Origin of the sequence: Actinomadura sp. NPDC048021 (genome assembly GCF_040653135.1) — a bacterium.
GTDB classification, from domain to species: domain Bacteria; phylum Actinomycetota; class Actinomycetes; order Streptosporangiales; family Streptosporangiaceae; genus Spirillospora; species Spirillospora verrucosospora.
This window is the reverse complement of sequence record NZ_JBEZJQ010000024.1, coordinates 127,784-146,544: the sequence shown is the minus strand read 5'-3', so window position 1 is coordinate 146,544 and position 18,761 is coordinate 127,784. Positions and strand designations below refer to the sequence as shown.

The following is an 18,761-nucleotide window of genomic DNA, read 5'->3' as shown; positions in this document are numbered from 1 at the left end:
ATCTCCATATATTATTTTAACCCAAAAATTTCTTCTTTTATCACCGGCCGCACCTTATCTTTCGGGGGGGCCGCGCCCCCCCCCCCCCCCGCGGCCCCCCCCCCCCCCCCAACCCCCCCCCCGATGCTGTCAACCGATCCGGGCCCCGAAGACCTGGAGGGCCTCGGTGACGGGCTGGAAGAAGGTGACGCCGCCGGTCCGGCAGTCGCCGGAGCCTCCGGAGGTGAGGCCGAGCGCGGTGCCGCCGGCGAACAGGGGGCCTCCGCTGTCGCCCGGCTCCGCGCACACCGTCGTCTGGATCATTCCGGTGACCGTTCCCTCCGCGAAGTTCACGGTGGCGCCCGTCGCGGTCACGCTGCCGGAGTGGACGCCGGTCGTGCTGCCACTGCGGAACACGCGCTGGCCGACCACGGCCTCGCCGGCCTCGGTGATCGGCTGCGCCCGGCCGTTGTAGAGGTCGACCGCGCTCTGGCCCGCGGCGCCCTGCTCGGTCTCGACGAGCGCGAAGTCGTTGCCGGGGAAGTCGCTGTCCACCGTCGTTCCGAGCGTCTCGGCGCCCTGCTGGTCGGCGGCCCAGGTCCGCACCTCGTTGCCGCAGTGCCCGGCGGTGAGGAAGAAGCCCTGCCCGCCGCGCTCGACGTTGAAGCCGAGCGAGCAGCGCGCCCCCTGGCCGAAGATCGCGTCGCCGCCGAGGGCGAGCGTGTGCAGGCTGCCCGGGATGCGGACCATCCGGACCGCCGCCCCCATCCGGCGCGCGGTGCGCTGGACGGCAGCCATCCGCGCGCCGGTGACCGTGTCGTCCGTCCACACCGTGACCTTGGATGTCGCGGGATCCACTGCCCATCCGGTGCCGGGGATGTCCGAGAACGCGCTGCGCAGGGCGCCGGTCACTCTCCTGAGGGCCGCCGGGCTGCGCTCCGCCATCTTCGGGACGGCCCCCGCGGCGCGTACCGCGGCGGCGTCGGTGGCGTTCGTGACCGTGACGACGGGGCGTCCCGACGGGTCGACGTAGGCGCCGGTCGTGCGGTCGCCGAGACGGCCGGCGATCCGGGCGGCCTTCGCGGCGGCCTGCCCGGTGGCGGGCCGCCCGGCGCGGGCGTCGCCCGCGAGCCTGGCCTCCTGGCCGCCGGACCGTCCCTCGGCGTGCACGACGTACAGCGAGCCGGCCAGGAGCCCGGCGGATCCGGCCGCCACCGCGGTCGTCGCGACCGCGGTGCGCAGCCGACTGTTCCTCACGCTCTTCCGGCGCCTCATGAACCCTCCCGGTTCCGGGGTGTCGATCTACGCGTGGGGATACGCGCCCCGGCGGGACGGAGTTCAACGCGGCCCGGATTCCGTCCGGCATGCCGCCGGGCCGGGGGGCGCGTCCGCTCCCCCGGCCCGGCGGGGCATGATCAGCCGCCCAGGCGGACGGCGCCGCTCGCCGTTCCTCCCTTCGCCGCCTCGAAGGCCACGGTGAGGGTGCCGGTCGCGCCCGGCACGGTCACGGTGGTGGTGCCCGCACCGCGGATCCGGACCTCCTTGGTGCCGAGCAGCTTGCCGTCCCACACGTGGACGTGCGCGGTGCCCGGCCCGGTCGCCAGGAGCCTGACGGTGGTCGAGCCGCCGGAGACCGCCGGCCGTCCCACGATCTTCGCCGTGTCCGAGCGCGGCGCCGCGGGACCGGCGGCGAGCGGGACGCCCGTGCGCACGGCCTGGATGATCGACTCAGGCGCGTTCACCGACCGCGTCGCGTCGGTCGGCATGACCGGCGGCGGGGGCGTGGTCGGCATGCCCGAGGGCGGGGTGTGGCCGGGCAGGGACACCAGGCCCCACCGGTACGGGTCGCCCTGGACACCGTTCCAGGTCGACCAGCCGATCCGGGTCTGGCCGGTCTTGTCCTGGGTGTCGGAGTCGTAGACGAAGACGTTCAGGCCCATGCGCCGCGGGTCCACCGCGGTCGGCAGCGCGGTGAACGGGATCTCCGCCTCGACGACGTACCCGTCGTAGGGGTCAGCGACCGTCGAGGCGACCCGCATGCCGGGCGCGGTCTCCTCGCCGGGGCCCTGGCGAGCGTCCGCGTCGCGTTCGAAGCACGGCTTCCCGTCCGACATCTTCGGGAAGATGCCGGTCTTGAACGTGGTGGAGGTGTTCTCGGAGTCGCCGCGCGGGTCGATCCCGATCTCGACCGAGTCGGTGCGCCAGTGCCGCTTGCAGTCGTCGGCGCCGAGCACCGTGCCCTGCTTGTCGTCGCGGACCTTGACCAGCACGTGCAGCGCCTTGTCGGTCCAGGTGACCTTGCCGGTGGCCGAGCAGTCGTCGGCGGACTCGCAGGCCGTCCCCTCCCAGCGCCGGGACAGGTTCAGCTCGGGCCCCGGGTACTCGCCGGGCGACTCCTTGCCGTCGACCGCGGGCGCGGTGGACGCCTTCGGCAGTTCGGCCGTCGGGACCAGTTCCAGGGCGCCGTTCTGCACGTCGGCGTCGCCCGAGGAGGAGGTCGTGGTGATGGTCAGGTCGTAGTCGCCGTCGGTCCCGCCCTGGTTGGAGGTGGGCAGCGACGTGTCGGTGTTGGTGACGGTGAAGGTGGCCGAGCCCGTCTTGCCCGCGTCGAGGGAGTAGGGCTTGGACGCGGCGTCGGCGGCGAAGCCCGCGGGCAGGGTCAGTTTGACCGTGCCGGACTGCGCCGAGGCGGTCGTGTTGGACAGGTCCACGCGCACCTGCCGGGACGCGCCGGACGCCAGCGTGAGCACCCGCTTCACCTGCCCCGTCAGTGCGGGAACGCCCGTCTTGCCCGCCCAGGTGTCGAAGTCCGAGACGCGGGGCAGCGGTTCCAGGACGCCGGTGACGGCGGGCTGGACCTCCACGGACGTGGCCGTCTGGCCGGTGGCCGAGCCGCCGGCCAGCGTCGCCGAGAGCTGCGCGCGCCCGGCCTTGACGCCGGCCGGGGGCGTGACGGTGAAGGTCGCGGTGCGCTCGGCTCCGCCGACCGTCCCCAGGTCACCGGAACCTGTCACGTTCCAACCCGTGGGGACCGCGAGCGACGCCTTCGCCGCCCGGAGCCGCTCGGGCGAGCTCGCGTGCGCGGTCACCTTGAAGGCGCGTCCCGCGGTCACGCCGAACGCGTCCGTCGTCAGCCAGAACCGGCTGCCGAGCGGGAGGCCGCCCTTCGCGGGCACCACCGCGCCTTCGAGCATCGCGGACGGGTCGGTGTTGCCGAGCGTGAACGGGACCCGGCTGTGGATCTGCCGGAAGTAGTCGCAGCCGATCTGGGCCGGATCGGACGGGACGTCCGGGAACCCGCCCCAGCCCTGGCTGACGTACGTCCGCTGGGCCTCGCGCTCGACCTGCGCCCACGTCTTGCCGCCGTTGCGGGCGGACGCGCGTCCTCCCCACACCCCGTAGGCGAGCGACGCCGCGGCGGACGGCGTCCCCTTGGCGGCGCAGCCGGAGCCGACCGGCCCCGACGCGCCGCCGGTCTGGAACAGGCGTCCCGGCGCCCAGGTGCTCAGCCCCTCGCCGCCGAGCTGCGCGGGGTAGGCCTTCGGGTCGGCGGCGGCGAAGTAGGCCTCGGTCGCGAGCCGCGCGGCCTGCTGGTGGTTGCCGTGCTGGCCCGGAAGCGGGGCGGGGACCATGGTGACGATCACCTTCGGCCGCGTCTCGCGGACGAGCCGGACGACCTTCTCCAGGGTCTTGTCGTGGTCCCAGGTCTCGGCGGTGAGCGGCGTGCTCACCGTGTAGTAGAAGTCGACCTTGTCCAGGTAGTGGATGTCGTTGACGCCGGCCTTGCCGACGGCGCGCCGCTCCTCGTTCTCGCGGAGCAGCCCGAGTGCCGGGCCCTCCTCGGTGCCGGAGGCGTTGCCGCCGCCCTCGCCGCGGGTGACGGTGAGGACGCCGATCTTCGCCTTGTCGTACTCGTTCCACTGTCCGAGCGTCGACAGTGCGCCGGCCTCGTCGTCGGGGTGCGCCCCGACGAACAGGACGTCGAGCCGGCCGTCGGCGGAACCGGACCCGCCCGGGCCGGCCGCCTGCGCGGGCGGGCCCGCGAAGGCGACGGACATGGCCGCGAGCGCGGCGGACAGGACTGCGGGTAGGGCGAGTCTTCGCATGAACTCTCCTGTTCTTTCCCTACTCCTTGACGGCCCCCGAGAGCATTCCTGCGATGAACTGGCGCTGCAGGAAGACATAAACGATCACGATGGGCGCGGCGATGATCAGCGCGCCCGCCATGAGCAGTGAGTAGTCGGTCTTGTGGGTGCCCTGGAAGAAGGACAGCCCGAGCGGCGCGGTGCGCAGCCCCTCGTCCGAGTTGACGATGACCAGCGGGAGCAGGAACTCGTTCCAGGTCCACATGGTGGTCAGCAGCACCATGGTGAGGATGGCCGGGCGGCCGACCGGCACGAGCACGCGCCACAGCGTCGTCCAGCCGGACGCTCCGTCGAGGCGCGCCGCCTCCAGCAGCGACCGGGGGACGCTGCGGAAGTAGGCGCGCATCCAGAACGTGCCGAACGCCACCGACATGGCCACCTGCGGGAGGATGAGCCCGGCGTAGGTGTTGTCGAGCCCGGCCGACCTCAGGTCGAAGTACAGCGGGACGACGATGGCCTCGGTCGGGATCGTCAGCCCGGCCACGAACACCAGGAACAGCACGCCGGAGCCGCGGAACCGCATGGTGCCGAGCGCGTAGCCCGCCATGATCGACAGCACCGCGGCCGTGACGACGGTGACGACGGTGACGATGACGCTGTTGCGCAGGTAGGTGGCGAAATGGCCCTCGCGCCAGGCCGTGCCGAACGTGGACAGGTCCGCGTGCGGCAGCTGGAGGGCCTGCGCGACGACCCCGACCATCGGGAACACCGCGATGACCGAGAAGACGACGAGGATCGCGTGGTTGACGAACCGTTCCGCCCGGACGTTCATGCGTCCTTCCCTTCCACGAGCCGCCGGACGCCGGCCGTGACGGCGAACGCCAGCACCGCCAGCGTGACGCCGATCGCGCAGCCGAGGCCGACCTCACCGGTGTTGAACGTGCGGTTGTAGACCTCGTAGGCGGGGACCTTCGTCGCGTCGCCCGGCCCTCCGGCGGTGGCCATGTAGATGAGGTCGAAGTTGCGGATCGCCATGATGGTCGTCAGCGTGAGCGCCACCGCCAGCTCGCGCCGCAGCCCGGGCAGGGTGACGGCGAAGAACTCGCGGACGGCCCCGGCGCCGTCGATCCGCGCGGCCTCGTACAGCTCCCGCGGGATCTTCTGCACCCCGGCGAGGAACAGCACCATCGCCAGGCCGATCCCCACCCACGTCCCGACGGCCCCGACCGCGGGCAGGGCGAAGGTGAAGTCGCCGAACCAGCCGCGCCGCCAGTCCGGCAGGCCGACGGCGTGCAGCCAGCCGAGGACCGTGTTGACCGGCCCGTCCGCGGAGTACACCCACTGCCATGCCACGGCCACCGCCACCATCGCGACGACCTGCGGCAGGAACAGCACCGTCCGGAAGAACGTCAGGCCGCGGACCTTCGTCCGCGACATGGCCGCGACCAGCACGAACGCGATGCAGCACGGCAGCACCGAGTAGAACAGGATGAGGACGAGCAGGTGCCCGAACGCGCCGCGCAGCGACGGGTCGGTCCATGTGGCGGTGTAGTTGGAGAACCCAGCCCACGTCGCCTCGCCCAGGCCGTCCCAGTGGTAGAGGGAGAACTGCGCCCCCCGCGCCAGCGGCCACAGCAGGAACGCGCCGTAGACCAGCAGGGCGGGCAGGGCGTAGAGCCAGCCGATCCGGCCTGGCTCCCCGGGGGACCCGGAGAGGGCGCGTCCCTGCCGCCGTGCCGCGCGCGGGGCCGATGCCTCGCGCCTGGACTTGGGGGTCTTACGCCGCGCGACGGTCGTCATGTGCGGGCTCCTTGGTCGTGCGTCCGGCGCCGTCCCGCTCCCCGGCCGCGCCGCAGGCGAGGCGCGGCCGGGGGCGGGTAAGGCCGATCCCTACTTCTTCTTCTGGAAGGCGGAATAGTCGTCCTGGGCCGCCTTCATGACCTCGTCGGCCGGCTTGCGCCCGGCGACGAGCTCCTGCAGCGGACCGCCGAACGCGTCGGCGAAGGTCGGCGTCGCGTAGTCGAGGTACGGGGTGATGCCGTCGTTCTTGCTCAGCTCGCCCCACGCCGTCGCGACCTCCTTCAGCAGCGGCCCGGCCGGCTGCTTGGAGGGCGCGGCGAGCGCCGGCAGGTTGCCGGTCTCGACCGAGACGTCCATCGCCTCCGGGGAGGTGATGAAGTTGATGTAGGCGGCGGCGACGTCCGGGTTCTTGCTCTTGGACGTGATCGACCAGGGCAGGCTCTCGCCGCCCATCGTCGCCGACGGCGACCCGGCCTGCGCCGGGGGCGGCAGCATGAAGCCGACCTTGTCCTTCATCTTGTCGTTGAGCTCGGAGGCCCACCAGGTGCCGCCGAACATGAACACGCCGTCGCCCTTGGCGAAGTTGACGGGGGTGTCGTCCCACTTGACGGCGTTGGCGTCCTTGGTGAAGTAGCCCTTCTTCGACCAGTCGCCGAGCTTCTGCGCCGCCTGGACGTTCGGGGCGTCCGTCCAGGAGCCGCCGCTGCCGAACACGAGCTTGCGGACGGCCTCCTTCTCGGCGACGCCGTCCTGGAGGATGCCGTACAGCTGCATCGCGGGCAGCTTCTCCAGGTTGCCGAACGCGATCGGGACCTCGCCCTTGCCCTTGGCCGTGGCCAGGGCCTGGTCGAACTCCGCCCAGCTCTTCGGGGGCTGCACGCCGAGCTTGGCGAGCTTCTCCTTGTTGTAGTAGAGCCCGACGATCTCGCCGTTCAGCGAGACGCCGTACAGGTTGCCGGACCCGATGAGCTTGCCGTCCTGGGTGACGCTGTTCAGGTCGGTCAGGCCCTTGGGGTAGCGCTTGCGCCACCCGTAGACCTGGTCGTAGGAGTCGAGCGGGAGGAGCATCCCGGCCTTGACGTACTGCGCCATGGACGCGTAGCCCTGGTTGGCCTCCACGACGTCGGGCGGGCTGCCGCCCGACAGCGCGAGCCGGAGCGTCTTCTGCAGGTCGCTGAACGACCGCGACACCCGCTTGATCTTCACGTTGGGGTACTTGGCCTCGAAGCGCTTGTTCAGCTCCTCGATCTGCTTCTTCTGCCCGCCCTGGACCTCCTGGTCCCAGACGGTGAGGGTCACGTTCCCGGCCTTGGCCACGTCGGTGCTCACCGCGGCGGGCGCCTTGCTCTCCGGCTTGTCGCCGGACGAGCCCGGGGCGCACGCCGCCGCGAGCAGGGTCGCGAGGGCCGCGGCCGCCGCGGCCGCTCCTCGCCTCGTCAGTGTCGGCATTGCTACGGCTCCCTATTGCTTTCTGTCCTGCTGCGTCCGCGTCGGTCGGGGACGGCGCGCTAGTGGTCGGCCCGGAGGGTGGGTTCGGCCCGGACGACCGTGTCGGTCGCCGAGTCGGGGATGAAGTCGACGACGAAGGCGTACGGTTCGAGGGCGGACTCGGGCACCTCGCCGGACTCGCCGAACGCGGCGATCTCCCCCCAGCACGGTGCGCCGAGCGAGCCGCTGCGGTGCCGGACCGACAGGCCCGCGCACAGGTTGGCGAACCGCAGCCGCTCCGCGAGCGGGAGGCCGGCGAGCGTCCCGAACAGGAACCCGGCGCCGAACACGTCGCCCGCTCCGGTCGCGTCGAGCGGCCGCACCGGCAGGGCATCGGTCTCGGCGACCTCGCCGGTCGCCGAGTCGATCGCGATGGCGCCCGCGCCGCCGCGCTTGACGACGACGACCGGGACCCGCCCGGAAAGGGCGCGGGCCGCGTCCTCCGGGGTGGTCGTGCGGGTGTAGGCCATGGCCTCGACGGCGTTGGGCAGGAACACGTCCACGTGCTCCAGCCGGTCGAGGACCTCGCTGGACCACGTCTCGGTGGCGTCCCAGCCGATGTCGGCGAACACCGCGGCGCCCGCCCGGCGCATCTCCTTCGCCCAGCCCGGCACCGGATGCTCGATGTCGACGAAGCAGGCGCGCGCGGCCGGCGGCGGGGAGCCGAGCACCGCCTCCGCGTCGCCCGTCTCGCCGGGATCGAGGTCCGGCAGGGGCCTGGCGTAGGTGACCATGCTGCGGTCGGAGTCGTAGGCGAGCGACACCGTGACCGGGGTGGGCCAGCCCTTGATGCGGCGGGAGTGCCCGAGGTCGATGCCCTCCTGCTCGGCGAGCGTCCGCCACAGGTAGGAGCCGAACATGTCGTCGCCGAACGGGGCCGCGAGCCCGACCCGCAGGCCGAGCCGGCTCATCGCCACCGCGATGTTGGCGGCGCCGCCGGGCGCCGAGCCGAGCCCCTCGGTGAACATCTCGGTCCCGGGCGGCGGCAGCCCCGGCAGCCCGGTGAAGATCATGTCCATGAAGACCTGGCCGCTCAGGAAGACGTCCAGCCCGGGCGCCGGGCCGGGGTCGTCCCCGCCGCGCAGCAGCTCGCCCGCCGGGACGCGCTCGGTGCACGGGTCGGCCAGGGAGGGCTCGGGCGGCTGCCCGGGGGCCGCGGCCTCGCCGGTCGCGGGACGGTCCACGGGCGGGCTCCCGTCCAGGATTTCCACTGTCATGACGACTCCTCACGGGAGAAGACGGCGGCGACCTCGGGGATCCGGTCGATGTAGCCGTCGAGCAGCTGCCGGCCGATCCGCGCCGAGTCGACCAGGGGGTGCAGGGCGAAGGCCTTGGCGGCCTCGGTCCGCGAACCGGTCACGGCCGCGCCGACGGTCAGCCGCTCGACGGCCTTGACCTGCTGCATGAGCCCGGCCTGGTGGAGGTCGGGCTGGTCGAGGGGAAGCGGGTGCACGCCGCGGGCGTCGACGGTGACGGGCACCTCGACGACCGCGTCCGGGGGCAGCGCGGTGACGGTCTCACCGTTCCGCACGTTGAGGATCATGCTGGCGGGCTCGTCGCGGCTGATCGCGGCCATCACGTTCAGCGCGACCCTGGCGTAGCCCTCCTCGGCGGGGTCGATGCCGGAGTGGTCGTCGAGCGCCTCGCCGGTCCGGGCGCCCTTCATCTCGGCCATGTAGCTCGCGCTGCGGGAGGCGACCGTCTCGCGCCACAGCTCCATGGCCGCGCCGCCGGACGCCGCCGCGATCCGCTCGTAGAACGCCTCCTGCTGCTTGAGCAGGAACTCGCCGCGCGTCTGCGGCGCGTCCAGGGTGGCGCGGACCGCCTCCCGGTTGAAGTAGTAGTAGTACAGGTACTCGTTGGGGATGAGGCCGAGGTCGCGCAGCCACTCGCGGCCGAAGACGACGCCCTCCTCCAGGTTCCCGAGCAGGTCGTCGTCGGCCAGCAGGCGGGGCAGGACGTCCTCGCCGTCGTGCAGGACGCGGCGCATCCAGCCGAGGTGGTTCAGGCCGACGTAGTCGAGCCGGATCCGGTCCGGGTCCAGGCCGAGCGCGGCGGCCACCCGCATGCCGAGGCCGGACGGGGTGTCGCAGATCCCGAGCACCCGGTCGCCGAGGACGCCCTGCATCGCCTCGGTGATCATCCCGGCGGGGTTGGTGAAGTTGATGACGTAGGCGTCCGGCGCGAGCGCCTTCACGCGATGCGCGATGTCGAGCATCACGGGGATGGTGCGCAGCCCGTAGGCGATGCCGCCGGGGCCGGTGGTCTCCTGGCCGAGCACGTTCAGGTCCAGCGCCACGCGCTCGTCGCACACCCGCCCCCGCAGGCCGCCCACCCGGACGGCGGCGAAGACGAAGTCGGCGCCTTCCAGCGCCTCGTCGAGCCCGGTGCTGGTGAAGACGCGCGGCGCGTCCTCGGCTCCGCCGGCGAGGGCCGCGAGGACCTCCGCCATCCCCGCCAGCCGGCCGGCGTCGGAGTCCTGCAGCCAGACCTCCTCGATGCGCGGGGAGCCTGGGTCGCGCAGCAGGGCCTGGTACACGTAGGGCACCCGGAACCCGCCACCGCCGAGAATGGCCAGCTTCATGCGATGTACACCTTTCCGCCCGCCTCCCGGCAGACCTCCAGAGTCCGGGGGTCGGCCCCGGCCGTCGTGACCAGTGCGTCGACGCGGTCGAGCGAGCACACCCGCAGCGAGCCGGTGCCGGGGAACTTCGCCTCGGAGGCGACCAGCACCACCCGGTCCGCCGACTCCAGCATCGCCTGCTTGATCGGCGTCTCGACCTCCATGTCGTCCATGACGTGGCCGTCGGGCCGCACCCCGGTGCAGCTCAGGAACACCAGGTCGGCACGGACCTGGCGGAGCGCGGTCTCGGTGAGCGAGCCGACGAGCGAGAGGTAGTTGCGCCGCACGACGCCGCCGAGCAGGCACAGCCGGACGGCGTCGTCGTCGCGCAGTTCGTCCAGCACGGCCAGGTTGGCGGTGATGACGGTGACGGGACGCCCGCGCAGGTGCCGGGCGAGGAGCCGGGTGCTGGTGCCGATGTCGAGGACCACGACCATGTCGTCCTCCACCAGCTCCGCCGCCCGTTCCGCGACCGCCGCCTTCTCGGCGCTGTCGTGCTCGGCCGACGCCGCGAACGAGATCTCCGGCGCCGCCGGGCGCGGGGAGAGCGCCGCTCCCCCGTAGGTGCGCAGCAGCTCGCCGTTGCGGTCGAGCACGTCGAGGTCGCGGCGGATCGTGGACTCGCTGACCTGGAGGGTCTCGGCCAGCTCCCGCACGGAGGCGGCGCCCTTGGCACGCAGGGACGACACGATCTGCGCCCGTCGGATGCTCGATGTCACGCGGTGGAACGTAACACCGCTGCTCGACATCCGTCATCACCCCGGCGGAAACCTGCGCGAAGTCCGTCATTCACTTCTCTGACGTGCGCGGATCCGGTCAGGGGCCCAGTGAAGTCAGCGGTGGCTGTCGAGGGCCCGGAACGTTCCACAGGCATCGGGGCCGGAGCGTCCGGGGCGGCGCGCCGGTTGTCAGGACGAAGGGTCAAACCGAGACAAAAAGGGCTTTTGACCCGTGCATAATTTCGACCTTAAATCATGATGTGAAATAACGCGCGTGCTCTAAGGGCCCCCGCTCACCCCCCACGCGAAGGAGATGCGCATGCATCCCGTCCCACCCCGAGAGCCGTCCAGGAGAGCCTGGCCGGCCGCCGTCTTCACCCTGCTGCTCGCCGTCGCGCTCGCCGTTCCCGCACCGGCCGGACGTGCCGCAGCGGCGGCGGCCTGCGGCTCGTCGGACGCGGCACTGAACCGGCCCGCGACCGCCTCGTCCACCGAGAACGCGTCCTTCCCCGCCTCCGCCGCCGTCGACGGCGATCCCGCGACCCGCTGGTCGAGCGCCTTCGGCGATCCGCAATGGATCCAGGTCGACCTCGGCACCGTCCAGGAGGTCTGCCAGATCGTCCTCGCCTGGGAGAGCGCCTACGCCACGGCCTTCCAGATCGAGGTATCCGACAACGCCACCGGCTGGACCTCGATCTTCTCCACCGCGAACGGCACCGGCGGAACCCAGACGGTCAATGTCGCCGGCAAGGGCCGCTACGTCCGCGTGTACGGCACGGCCCGCGCCACGCAGTGGGGATACTCGCTGTTCGGGCTTGCCGTGCACACCGGCTCCGGCGGCGGCACGCTCCCCGGCGGGGGCGACCTCGGGCCCAACGTCCTGGTGTTCGACCCGTCCATGAGCGCGTCCGACGTCCAGAGCCGGATCGACGCGGTCTTCCGGGAGCAGGAGAGCAACCAGTTCGGGACGGCCCGGTACGCGCTGCTGTTCAAACCGGGCGGCTACAACGTCAACGCCCGCATCGGCTTCTACACCTCCATCGCCGGCCTCGGCCGCGATCCCGACGACGTCACCGTCAACGGCGGCGTCACCGTGGACGCGGGGTGGTTCGGCGGCAACGCCACGCAGAACTTCTGGCGGTCGGCCGAGAACCTGTCGATCACGCCGTCCGGCGGGTCGGACCGGTGGGCGGTGGCGCAGGCCGCGCCGTTCCGGCGCATCCACGTGCGCGGCGACCTGAACCTCGCCCCCACCGGCTACGGCTGGGCCAGCGGCGGCTATATCGCCGACTCCAAGGTGGACGGCCAGGTGCAGCCGTACTCGCAGCAGCAGTGGCTGACGCGCGACAGCCGGATCGGCGGCAACCTCAACGGCGTGTGGAACATGGTGTTCTCCGGCGTCGAGGGGGCGCCCGCCCAGAGCTTCCCGAACCCGCCCTACACCACCCTGAACACCAGCCCCGTGACCAGGGAGAAGCCCTACCTGTACGTCGACGCGTCCGGGGCGTACAGCGTCTTCGTCCCGGCGCTGCGGCGCGACTCGCGCGGGACGACCTGGGCAGGCGGCTCCACGCCCGGCTCGTCCATCCCGCTGTCGCGGTTCTACGTGGCCAGGCCGGGCGACTCGGCCGCCACCATCAACGCCGCGCTGGGGCAGGGCCTCAACCTGCTGCTCACCCCCGGCGTCTACCACCTGGGGCAGACGATCAACGTCACGCGTCCGGACACGGTGGTGCTCGGCATCGGGTACCCGACCCTCGTCCCCGACAGCGGCGCGGCGGCGATGAGCGTGGCCGACGTCGACGGCGTCAAGCTGGCCGGGATGCTGTTCGACGCCGGGACGGCCGAATCGCCGGTGCTGCTCCGGCTCGGCCCCGACGGCGCGGGCGCCGACCACTCCGGCGACCCCGCCTCGGTGCAGGACGTCTTCTTCAGGATCGGCGGCGCCGGGCCGGGGAAGGCGGCCACGAGCCTGGTGGTGAACAGCGACGACGCCCTGCTCGACCACATCTGGGCGTGGCGCGCCGACCACGGGAGCGGCGTCGGCTGGACGGTCAACACCGCCGCCAACGGCGTGGTCGTCAACGGCGACGACGTCACCGCCTACGGGCTGTTCGTCGAGCACTACCAGAAGTACCAGCTCGTCTGGAACGGCGAGCGCGGCAGAACGGTCTTCTTCCAGAACGAGATGCCGTACGACCCGCCGAACCAGTCCGCCTGGCGGAGCGACTCCCCCGGCGGCTACGCCGCCTACAAGGTCGCGGACTCCGTCACCGCGCACGAGGGCTGGGGACTTGGCAGCTACTGCTACTTCAACGTCGACCCGTCGATCGTGGCGGCGCGCGGCTTCGAGGTCCCGGACCGGCCGGGCGTGCGGTTCCACGACCTGCTCACGGTCTCGCTGGGCGGCAACGGGGTCATCCGGCACGTCGTCAACGACACGGGCCCGGAGGCGTCCGGCGCCGGCACGGTCCCGGCCAACGTGGTCGCTTATCCCTGATCCGCTCTGACACTGCGGGCCCGCCTCCGAGCGGCCCGCAGTGTCAGAGGTGGTGGACGAGGTCGGGCAGCATCTCCGGGCCCGCTGGGCCCCGCAGCGCGAAGACGAACAGGGTGACCGGCGCGCCGACACCGTAGGCGGCGACCGCGCGGTGCGTGCCGTCCAGGAGCAGCCTCCGGCCGGACTCCGCGCGCAGCACCGGAAGGACGAGCTGGACGGGCTCGGTCTGGGCGCGGAAAAGCGTCCCGAAGTCGTCGAGCTTCCGCCGCCGGTCGCGCTCCCAAAGGACCGTGCCGCGCGCGGCGTCACGAACGCGCAGCGGCTCCGCCCCGGGGTCGCGCCACTCCGCCTGGCGGCCGCCGGGACCGGCGTACCAGACGGTGAACAGGTCGCCGAGCACGTCGCGCGAGGAGCCGAAGTACTCCTCGACGGCGAACCCGGACTCGCCGTCCAGCGTGAGCTGGGCCCTGATGTGGGTGGTCAGGAAGGTGTCCGCGAATTCGGTGACGTTGATGGTTCCTCCCAGGCGTCGTCACAGGCGCCGCCGGATGCGGTCGGCGCGTTCTCTGAGCTCGGCGGCCTCGTCCGGGCGGCCGGAGAGTTCGGCCAGGCCGGTGAGGAGCGGGATCAGCCTGGGGTGCTCCGGCCCGTACCGCTCCTCGTAGATGCGCCGCGCTCTGACCAGGGCGCCTGCGGCGGCGTCCGCGTCGCCCATCGCGGCGAGGACGGGCCCGTGCCTGGCGAGCACCTCGGCGACGTAGGGATGGCCGGGACCGTAGAGGCGCTCGTACAGCTCGCGGCCCCTCCGCAGGATCGCGTCCGCGGTGCCGGTCTCGCCCAGGCGGGCGAGCGCCGTCGCGTGCAGGGTCTCGGCGGCGACCGTCGTGGGATGCTCGCCCAGGCTCTCCCGGAACGCCCGGGCGACGCGCCGCAGCAGCCGCTCGGCGGCGGCGTGGTCGCCCAGCGCGCACAGCGCGGTGGCCTCGGCCCTGTGCTGCTCCATGACCTCGAAGTGCTCGTCGCCGTAGCCGCGCGCCAGGTTCGCGGCGGCTCCGGCGGCGCGGTCCCGTGCGCGGCGCAGCATCACGGGATCGTCGAGGAGGCTTCCCATCTCGGCCTCGACGAAGGCGAGCCGTCCGAGGCCCAGGAGAGTGCGGGCGTCACCGTCCCCGTGAGCCTCGCGCAGGACGGCCACGCTCCGCCGCCTCAGCTCCAGCGCGCTGCGGACCCGGCCTCCCCGCCACAGCACGGTGCAGCGCAGGTCGTCGACCTCGACGCGGCGCAGGTCCGCGCGCGGCACACCGGCGGACTCCAGGATCCGGCGTGCCCGCTCGGCCGCGCGGCGGGCCTCCCCCAGCTCGGAGAACTCGATCAGCAGGCGGCACCGCCACACCAGGAACGGGAAGAGCGCCGGATCGTCGGGGCCCGCCGTCTCCTCCCGGACGCGCAGAGCCGTGTCCATGGCCGTCCGGGCGGCGGCGAGGTCCGCGAGCCTGTACAGCAGGACGCCCTGGCGGAGCTTCGTCTCCGCCCACTGGGGGCTGCCGCGTCCGTACGCGCGTTCACGCAGCGCCAGGGCCGTTCCCAACGGCTCGCGCGCCTCGGCGTAGCCGGCTCGTTCGATCAGGTAGGACCCGGCGCGGTGGAGCAGGTCGCCGAGCGCTCTCTCCGTCCTGGACGGCGGGCGGTCTTCCCCGTCGCCCTGCTCCCGATGGCGGGCCTGGACGGCCAGGACGTGGGGCAGGAGCTCCGCGCACGTCCCCCACCGGCCGCTGTCCGCGACGTCGCGGGGGAACCGCCGGTCGAGCAGCGCCACGGCGGCCTCCAGCCACTCTTCGGCGGATTCGGTGTCCAGCCGGACGGCGGTCTGCACGAGGCGGTGGACGTGCAGCCGACCCGCCTCCGCGGTGACCAGGGAGTACCGCGCCAGCCGCTGCACGGCCAGGTCGTGCTCGACGAGGTCGTCCGCCAGGTGCGCCAGCCCGCCGGGCAGCGGCACCGCCGGGTCGAGCAGGTCGCGGGGGATCCCGACGGGGGCGAGCATCGCCCACAGGCGCATCAGATCGAGCGCCGCCGGCAGCTGCTCCCCCGCCCGGGCGAGCAGCAGGTTCCAGGTCATGGACACCGGCTGGACCCGGTCGTCGGGCCGGAAGCGCGACAGCACCCGGCCGAGCGAGTCGTCCAGCAGCCGCCGGTAGGTGCGCAGCGGCACGGCGGCCTGCCGGCAGTAGGCCGCGGCGTGCGCGAGGGCGAGCGGCAGACCGCCGAGCACCCGGGCGATCTCGCGGGCCGCCTCGGGGTCGTCGTCGCCGGTCCCCTCGCGCAGGAACCGCTCCGCCGTCGCGGGCGCCATGGGACGCACCTCGACGCGGCCGCCGGGATCGATCAGCCCGCCCCAGTCCGACCGCGCGGAGGTGAACACGACATGCCCGGCGCGGCCGGCGGGCCAGTGCTGGACCGGGCTCCCTCCGGCGCCGGGCGCGGCGTCGGCGTCGGCGTTGTCGTAGACCAGCAGCCAGCGGTCGTCGCCGCGCAGCGTCCGCCACAGTTCGGCGACGACCCGGTCCGCGTCGGGCTGCTCGCGGACGCCGAGCGCCGCCGCCAGCCCGAGCAGCCCGTGCCGCAGTTCGACCGCGCTCTCGGCGTTCAGCCACCACACGATGTCGTAGCACCCGCCGTAGCGGTGGGCGTACTCCGCGGCCAGGGCCGTCTTCCCCACGCCGCCGAGGCCCCACAGGGCGACGGCGGTCGCGCCGTCGGGCGCGTGCCCGCGGGTCAGGGCGGCCCGCACGCGGCGCGTCAGGTCGTCGCGGTCGACGAAGCCCGGGTCGGGCGGAGGGAGGTTGCTGACGCGGGGGCCGTCGCCGGGGAAGCGCACCCCGTGCCGGGAGGGGCACCGGTCCGGTCCGGGAGCCGGGGCGGCGGCGTCGAGGGCGCCGCGGGCGGCGAGCCCGCGGACGATGACCGCGCACGCGGCGCTCTCCGCCATGCCTTCGATGTCGATGGCGTCCGCCTCCGCGTCGCCCGCGCAGGAGTCGACCCGGACCTCGATCCGTCGTGCGCCGTCCCGGCCGTCACTCTGGGACTCGTCCCCGCGCTGGGCGATCTCGCTCGTGGAGGAATGAACGACCAGTTCCCAGGTCTCCCCGTCTGGAGCAGCGGGCGGCGAACCCCACGGGCGCATCTCGACATGCGCGGGAGTGGCGAGGGAGACGGCGGCCGCCACCCACTCCGCGTACGCCGAGTCGGCCGGATGGTAGGACACCGCCACCGTGCGCCGGGGCGGGGCGGGTTCGCCGGGCTCCCTGGCCGGTGGCAGCCGCCGCGTCCGTTCGTGCAGGAGCCCAAGGTACGTGCCGCCGCCCGTGACGAGGGAGCTGAACAAGCCGAGCGCGAGGGGACCCGCTCCTGCGGACGGCGGGACCTGGGCGGCGAATCCGGCATAGGTGCCGAGGCCGACGGTCAGCCCCGCCGCGGCCGGGACCCGATGCACGGCCAAGGAACGGGGCCGCCCCCACAGGCGCCGCCGTCTCGCCGGTCGGTCTCGCAAGCTCGCTCCCGTCCGCCTGGCCGGCCGTGGCGCCGTCTCCCGAAGCGCCCGGCAGGGCACGTCCATGAGACGCGGCAGGGACGAGGATCGGTTTTTCGGTCCCCCCGATACCCGGGGACGCGAAATGATCGGCCAGGTCGACCGCCGGGCGGCGCTAGCGGCGGGCCCGCCAGGGCCCCTCCGAAACGACGCGGCGGCGCGACCGGCGGTCCGGTCACGAATTGCCCTTCCATGCTCAGACCCGAAGGATGAGCATGGTTTCCGAACGGAAACGCGCACGCGGAGACAGAGAAGGACGAGGGGCGGGCAGCGGGTCGTGAAACGGATCGTGGCGGTTCTCGCCGGACTGGTGGTCCTGTCGGCGGTGGCGGGCGCCGGGCCCACGACCGCCGTGGCCGGCAGCGTGCGGGTGCGGCCGGGCGATGACTGGACGCTGCCGGGCTGGGTCCGTCCGTCGGCGAACTCGGGGCTGTTCTCCGAGACGGCCGCCCCGCGGTTCGGCGTCGGCACGCGCAGCCTGGACCTGAGCTGGCGCCAGCTCCAGCCGGACGGCCCGGGAACGCTGGACACCCGCACCGCGGGCTCCGCCCAGGACATGGACTTCCCGCCGCTGAGCCGGCAACTGGCGGACCGGCGGCCCTTCTGGGTCCGCATCTTCGCCAGCGGGTCGCGGTGGGCGCCCGAATGGGTGGCGGACCAGTGCGGCGTGGAGCCGCTCGGCCCCGACTACGACGGGCAGTACCACCTGCCCCTCTGGGACGAGTGCGTTTGGGGGCGGCTGCTCGCGCTCTACCAGCGGGTCTTCGTGGACGAGGGCCTGCGCGCCGACCCGCGGCTGAAGCTCGTCTACGTACCCGGCGCGTTCACGTGGGCGGAGTACGACTACGACCTGATCAGCAAGGCGGCGGAACAAGGGCTGACGTTCGAGAAGTACCGGTCGTGGTACCGGCACGCCTGGCGGGATCTGACCGCCGTCTTCGGGCCGTACAGCGGCAAGCTCGTGTTCACCGGCGAGGACTACCCGTGGGGTCCGTGGGGTTCGAGGACGGACCTGTTCGCCAGGCAGGCCGTCGACGCGGGGCTCGGCATCCGGACCGGCATCACCGAGGTGTTCAACTTCCATCTGAGCGAGGCGCCGTCCTACGGGAGCCGCGTCGAGCCCGACGGGCACCTGACGGTGGACGAGTCCCTGCCTCTCCATGACGGGCGGCATGTCGCCGCCACAGAGAACGAGTGCTTCAACGACTGCGGCTACCACACGGGCGAGCCGTACTACGCCGTCCGGCAGTCGAACCTCAAGGCGCTGCAACTGCGGACGAACTGGGTCTACGTGGTCCCAGGCCCTTCCTACATGAAGGAGTATCCGCAGCACTGGAGATGGGTGCGGTTGAGCATCGGCAAGACCGCCTCCGATTCGCCTGACGCGTGGGCCGCACTGCGCGACGCCGAGGACACGTACTGGAAGGACACGACGGGGCCTTTCACCGGGGCCCGCCGGTGGCCCGGGCGCCCGTGGGTGCGCAACCTCGAACGCTGGCTAGTGCAGCGGGACGTCGCTCCCGACGGAAGGGCCCGCCGCTCCACCGCCGACGTCCACAGCGGCGTCCTCGGGCCGGAGAACGGCACCGCCTACGAGGGACTGCGCACCGACCGGGCGCGGGGGCAGACGTCCCTGTACTTCGACCTCGACGACCGGTTCCTGCGCGGGCGGCTCCGGCCGGTGCAGATCAAGGTGACGTACCGGGACGCCGGCAGGGGCGACTGGTGGATCGAGCACCGGGGCGGGCGCTCGCCGGCGGTGCGTCGCACGGGCGACGGCGCGTGGAAGACCGCGACGTTCCGGCTCCCCCGGCCCGCGTTCGCCAACCGCCTCCCCGGCGGCACCGACTTCCGGATCGCGACGGGCGCGGGCGACGACCTGGACGTGCGCTTCGTCCGCGTGGTGCGGCTGCAACCGCCCGACCGTTCATGATGTTTTCTGCTCTTTAGTCTTCACTTTCGAGCACAAGTGAGCATA

Annotated in this window: 12 protein-coding genes; 2 read left to right on the top strand and 10 right to left on the bottom strand. The window is 72.9% G+C overall.

The annotated features are described in order from the left end of the window. Positions 1-129 precede the first annotated feature (129 nt). The 8 genes from AB0C87_RS32490 to AB0C87_RS32455 form a co-directional block, all read right to left on the bottom strand. Positions 130-1,236: a trypsin-like serine protease gene (locus AB0C87_RS32490; protein WP_353831541.1), complete on the bottom strand. Its 1,107-nt coding sequence runs from the start codon at positions 1,234-1,236 to the stop codon at positions 130-132. Between the two features lie 158 nt (positions 1,237-1,394). Further along, positions 1,395-4,085, bottom strand: coding sequence for a sugar-binding protein (locus AB0C87_RS32485; protein WP_360581021.1), 2,691 nt, complete (start codon positions 4,083-4,085; stop codon positions 1,395-1,397). A 19-nt stretch (positions 4,086-4,104) separates the two neighbouring features. Further along, the gene (locus tag AB0C87_RS32480; protein ID WP_345180614.1) at positions 4,105-4,896 is read right to left on the bottom strand and encodes a carbohydrate ABC transporter permease; all 792 of its coding nucleotides are present in this window, start codon (positions 4,894-4,896) and stop codon (positions 4,105-4,107) included. After that, complete coding sequence (locus AB0C87_RS32475) at positions 4,893-5,864, bottom strand: ABC transporter permease subunit (protein WP_353831543.1); 972 nt, start codon at positions 5,862-5,864, stop codon at positions 4,893-4,895. The genes AB0C87_RS32480 and AB0C87_RS32475 overlap by 4 nt, the downstream gene beginning before the upstream one ends. A gap of 90 nt (positions 5,865-5,954) precedes the next feature. After that, the gene (locus AB0C87_RS32470) at positions 5,955-7,313 is read right to left on the bottom strand and encodes an extracellular solute-binding protein (RefSeq protein WP_360581019.1); all 1,359 of its coding nucleotides are present in this window, start codon (positions 7,311-7,313) and stop codon (positions 5,955-5,957) included. 59 nt (positions 7,314-7,372) lie between these two features. Beyond that, the gene (locus AB0C87_RS32465; RefSeq protein WP_345180607.1) at positions 7,373-8,569 is read right to left on the bottom strand and encodes a carbohydrate kinase family protein; all 1,197 of its coding nucleotides are present in this window, start codon (positions 8,567-8,569) and stop codon (positions 7,373-7,375) included. Next, a complete protein-coding gene (locus tag AB0C87_RS32460; protein WP_345180605.1) occupies positions 8,566-9,936 on the bottom strand; it encodes a 6-phospho-beta-glucosidase in 1,371 nt (456 codons plus the stop codon). Before AB0C87_RS32460 ends, AB0C87_RS32465 begins: the two co-directional genes overlap by 4 nt. Next, positions 9,933-10,694 (bottom strand): DeoR/GlpR family DNA-binding transcription regulator, encoded by a 762-nt coding sequence (locus AB0C87_RS32455; RefSeq protein WP_345180603.1) that lies wholly within the window; start codon positions 10,692-10,694, stop codon positions 9,933-9,935. Before AB0C87_RS32455 ends, AB0C87_RS32460 begins: the two co-directional genes overlap by 4 nt. A 319-nt stretch (positions 10,695-11,013) precedes the next feature. Here AB0C87_RS32455 and AB0C87_RS32450 point away from each other — a divergent pair, with 319 nt between their 5' ends. After that, complete coding sequence (locus AB0C87_RS32450) at positions 11,014-13,194, top strand: discoidin domain-containing protein (RefSeq protein WP_360581017.1); 2,181 nt, start codon at positions 11,014-11,016, stop codon at positions 13,192-13,194. A 43-nt stretch (positions 13,195-13,237) separates the two neighbouring features. Here AB0C87_RS32450 and AB0C87_RS32445 read toward each other — a convergent pair whose 3' ends face one another. Together AB0C87_RS32445 and AB0C87_RS32440 are read right to left on the bottom strand one after the other, a co-directional pair. Further along, positions 13,238-13,594, bottom strand: coding sequence for a hypothetical protein (locus AB0C87_RS32445; RefSeq protein WP_360581015.1), 357 nt, complete (start codon positions 13,592-13,594; stop codon positions 13,238-13,240). A 132-nt stretch (positions 13,595-13,726) separates the two neighbouring features. Next, on the bottom strand, positions 13,727-16,687 hold the full coding sequence (locus tag AB0C87_RS32440; RefSeq protein ID WP_360581027.1) for a tetratricopeptide repeat protein: 2,961 nt from the start codon (positions 16,685-16,687) through the stop codon (positions 13,727-13,729). Between the two features lie 373 nt (positions 16,688-17,060). Between AB0C87_RS32440 and AB0C87_RS32435 the strand changes: the two genes are divergently transcribed. Next, a complete protein-coding gene (locus AB0C87_RS32435; protein WP_360581014.1) occupies positions 17,061-18,716 on the top strand; it encodes a hypothetical protein in 1,656 nt (551 codons plus the stop codon). Positions 18,717-18,761 lie beyond the last annotated feature (45 nt).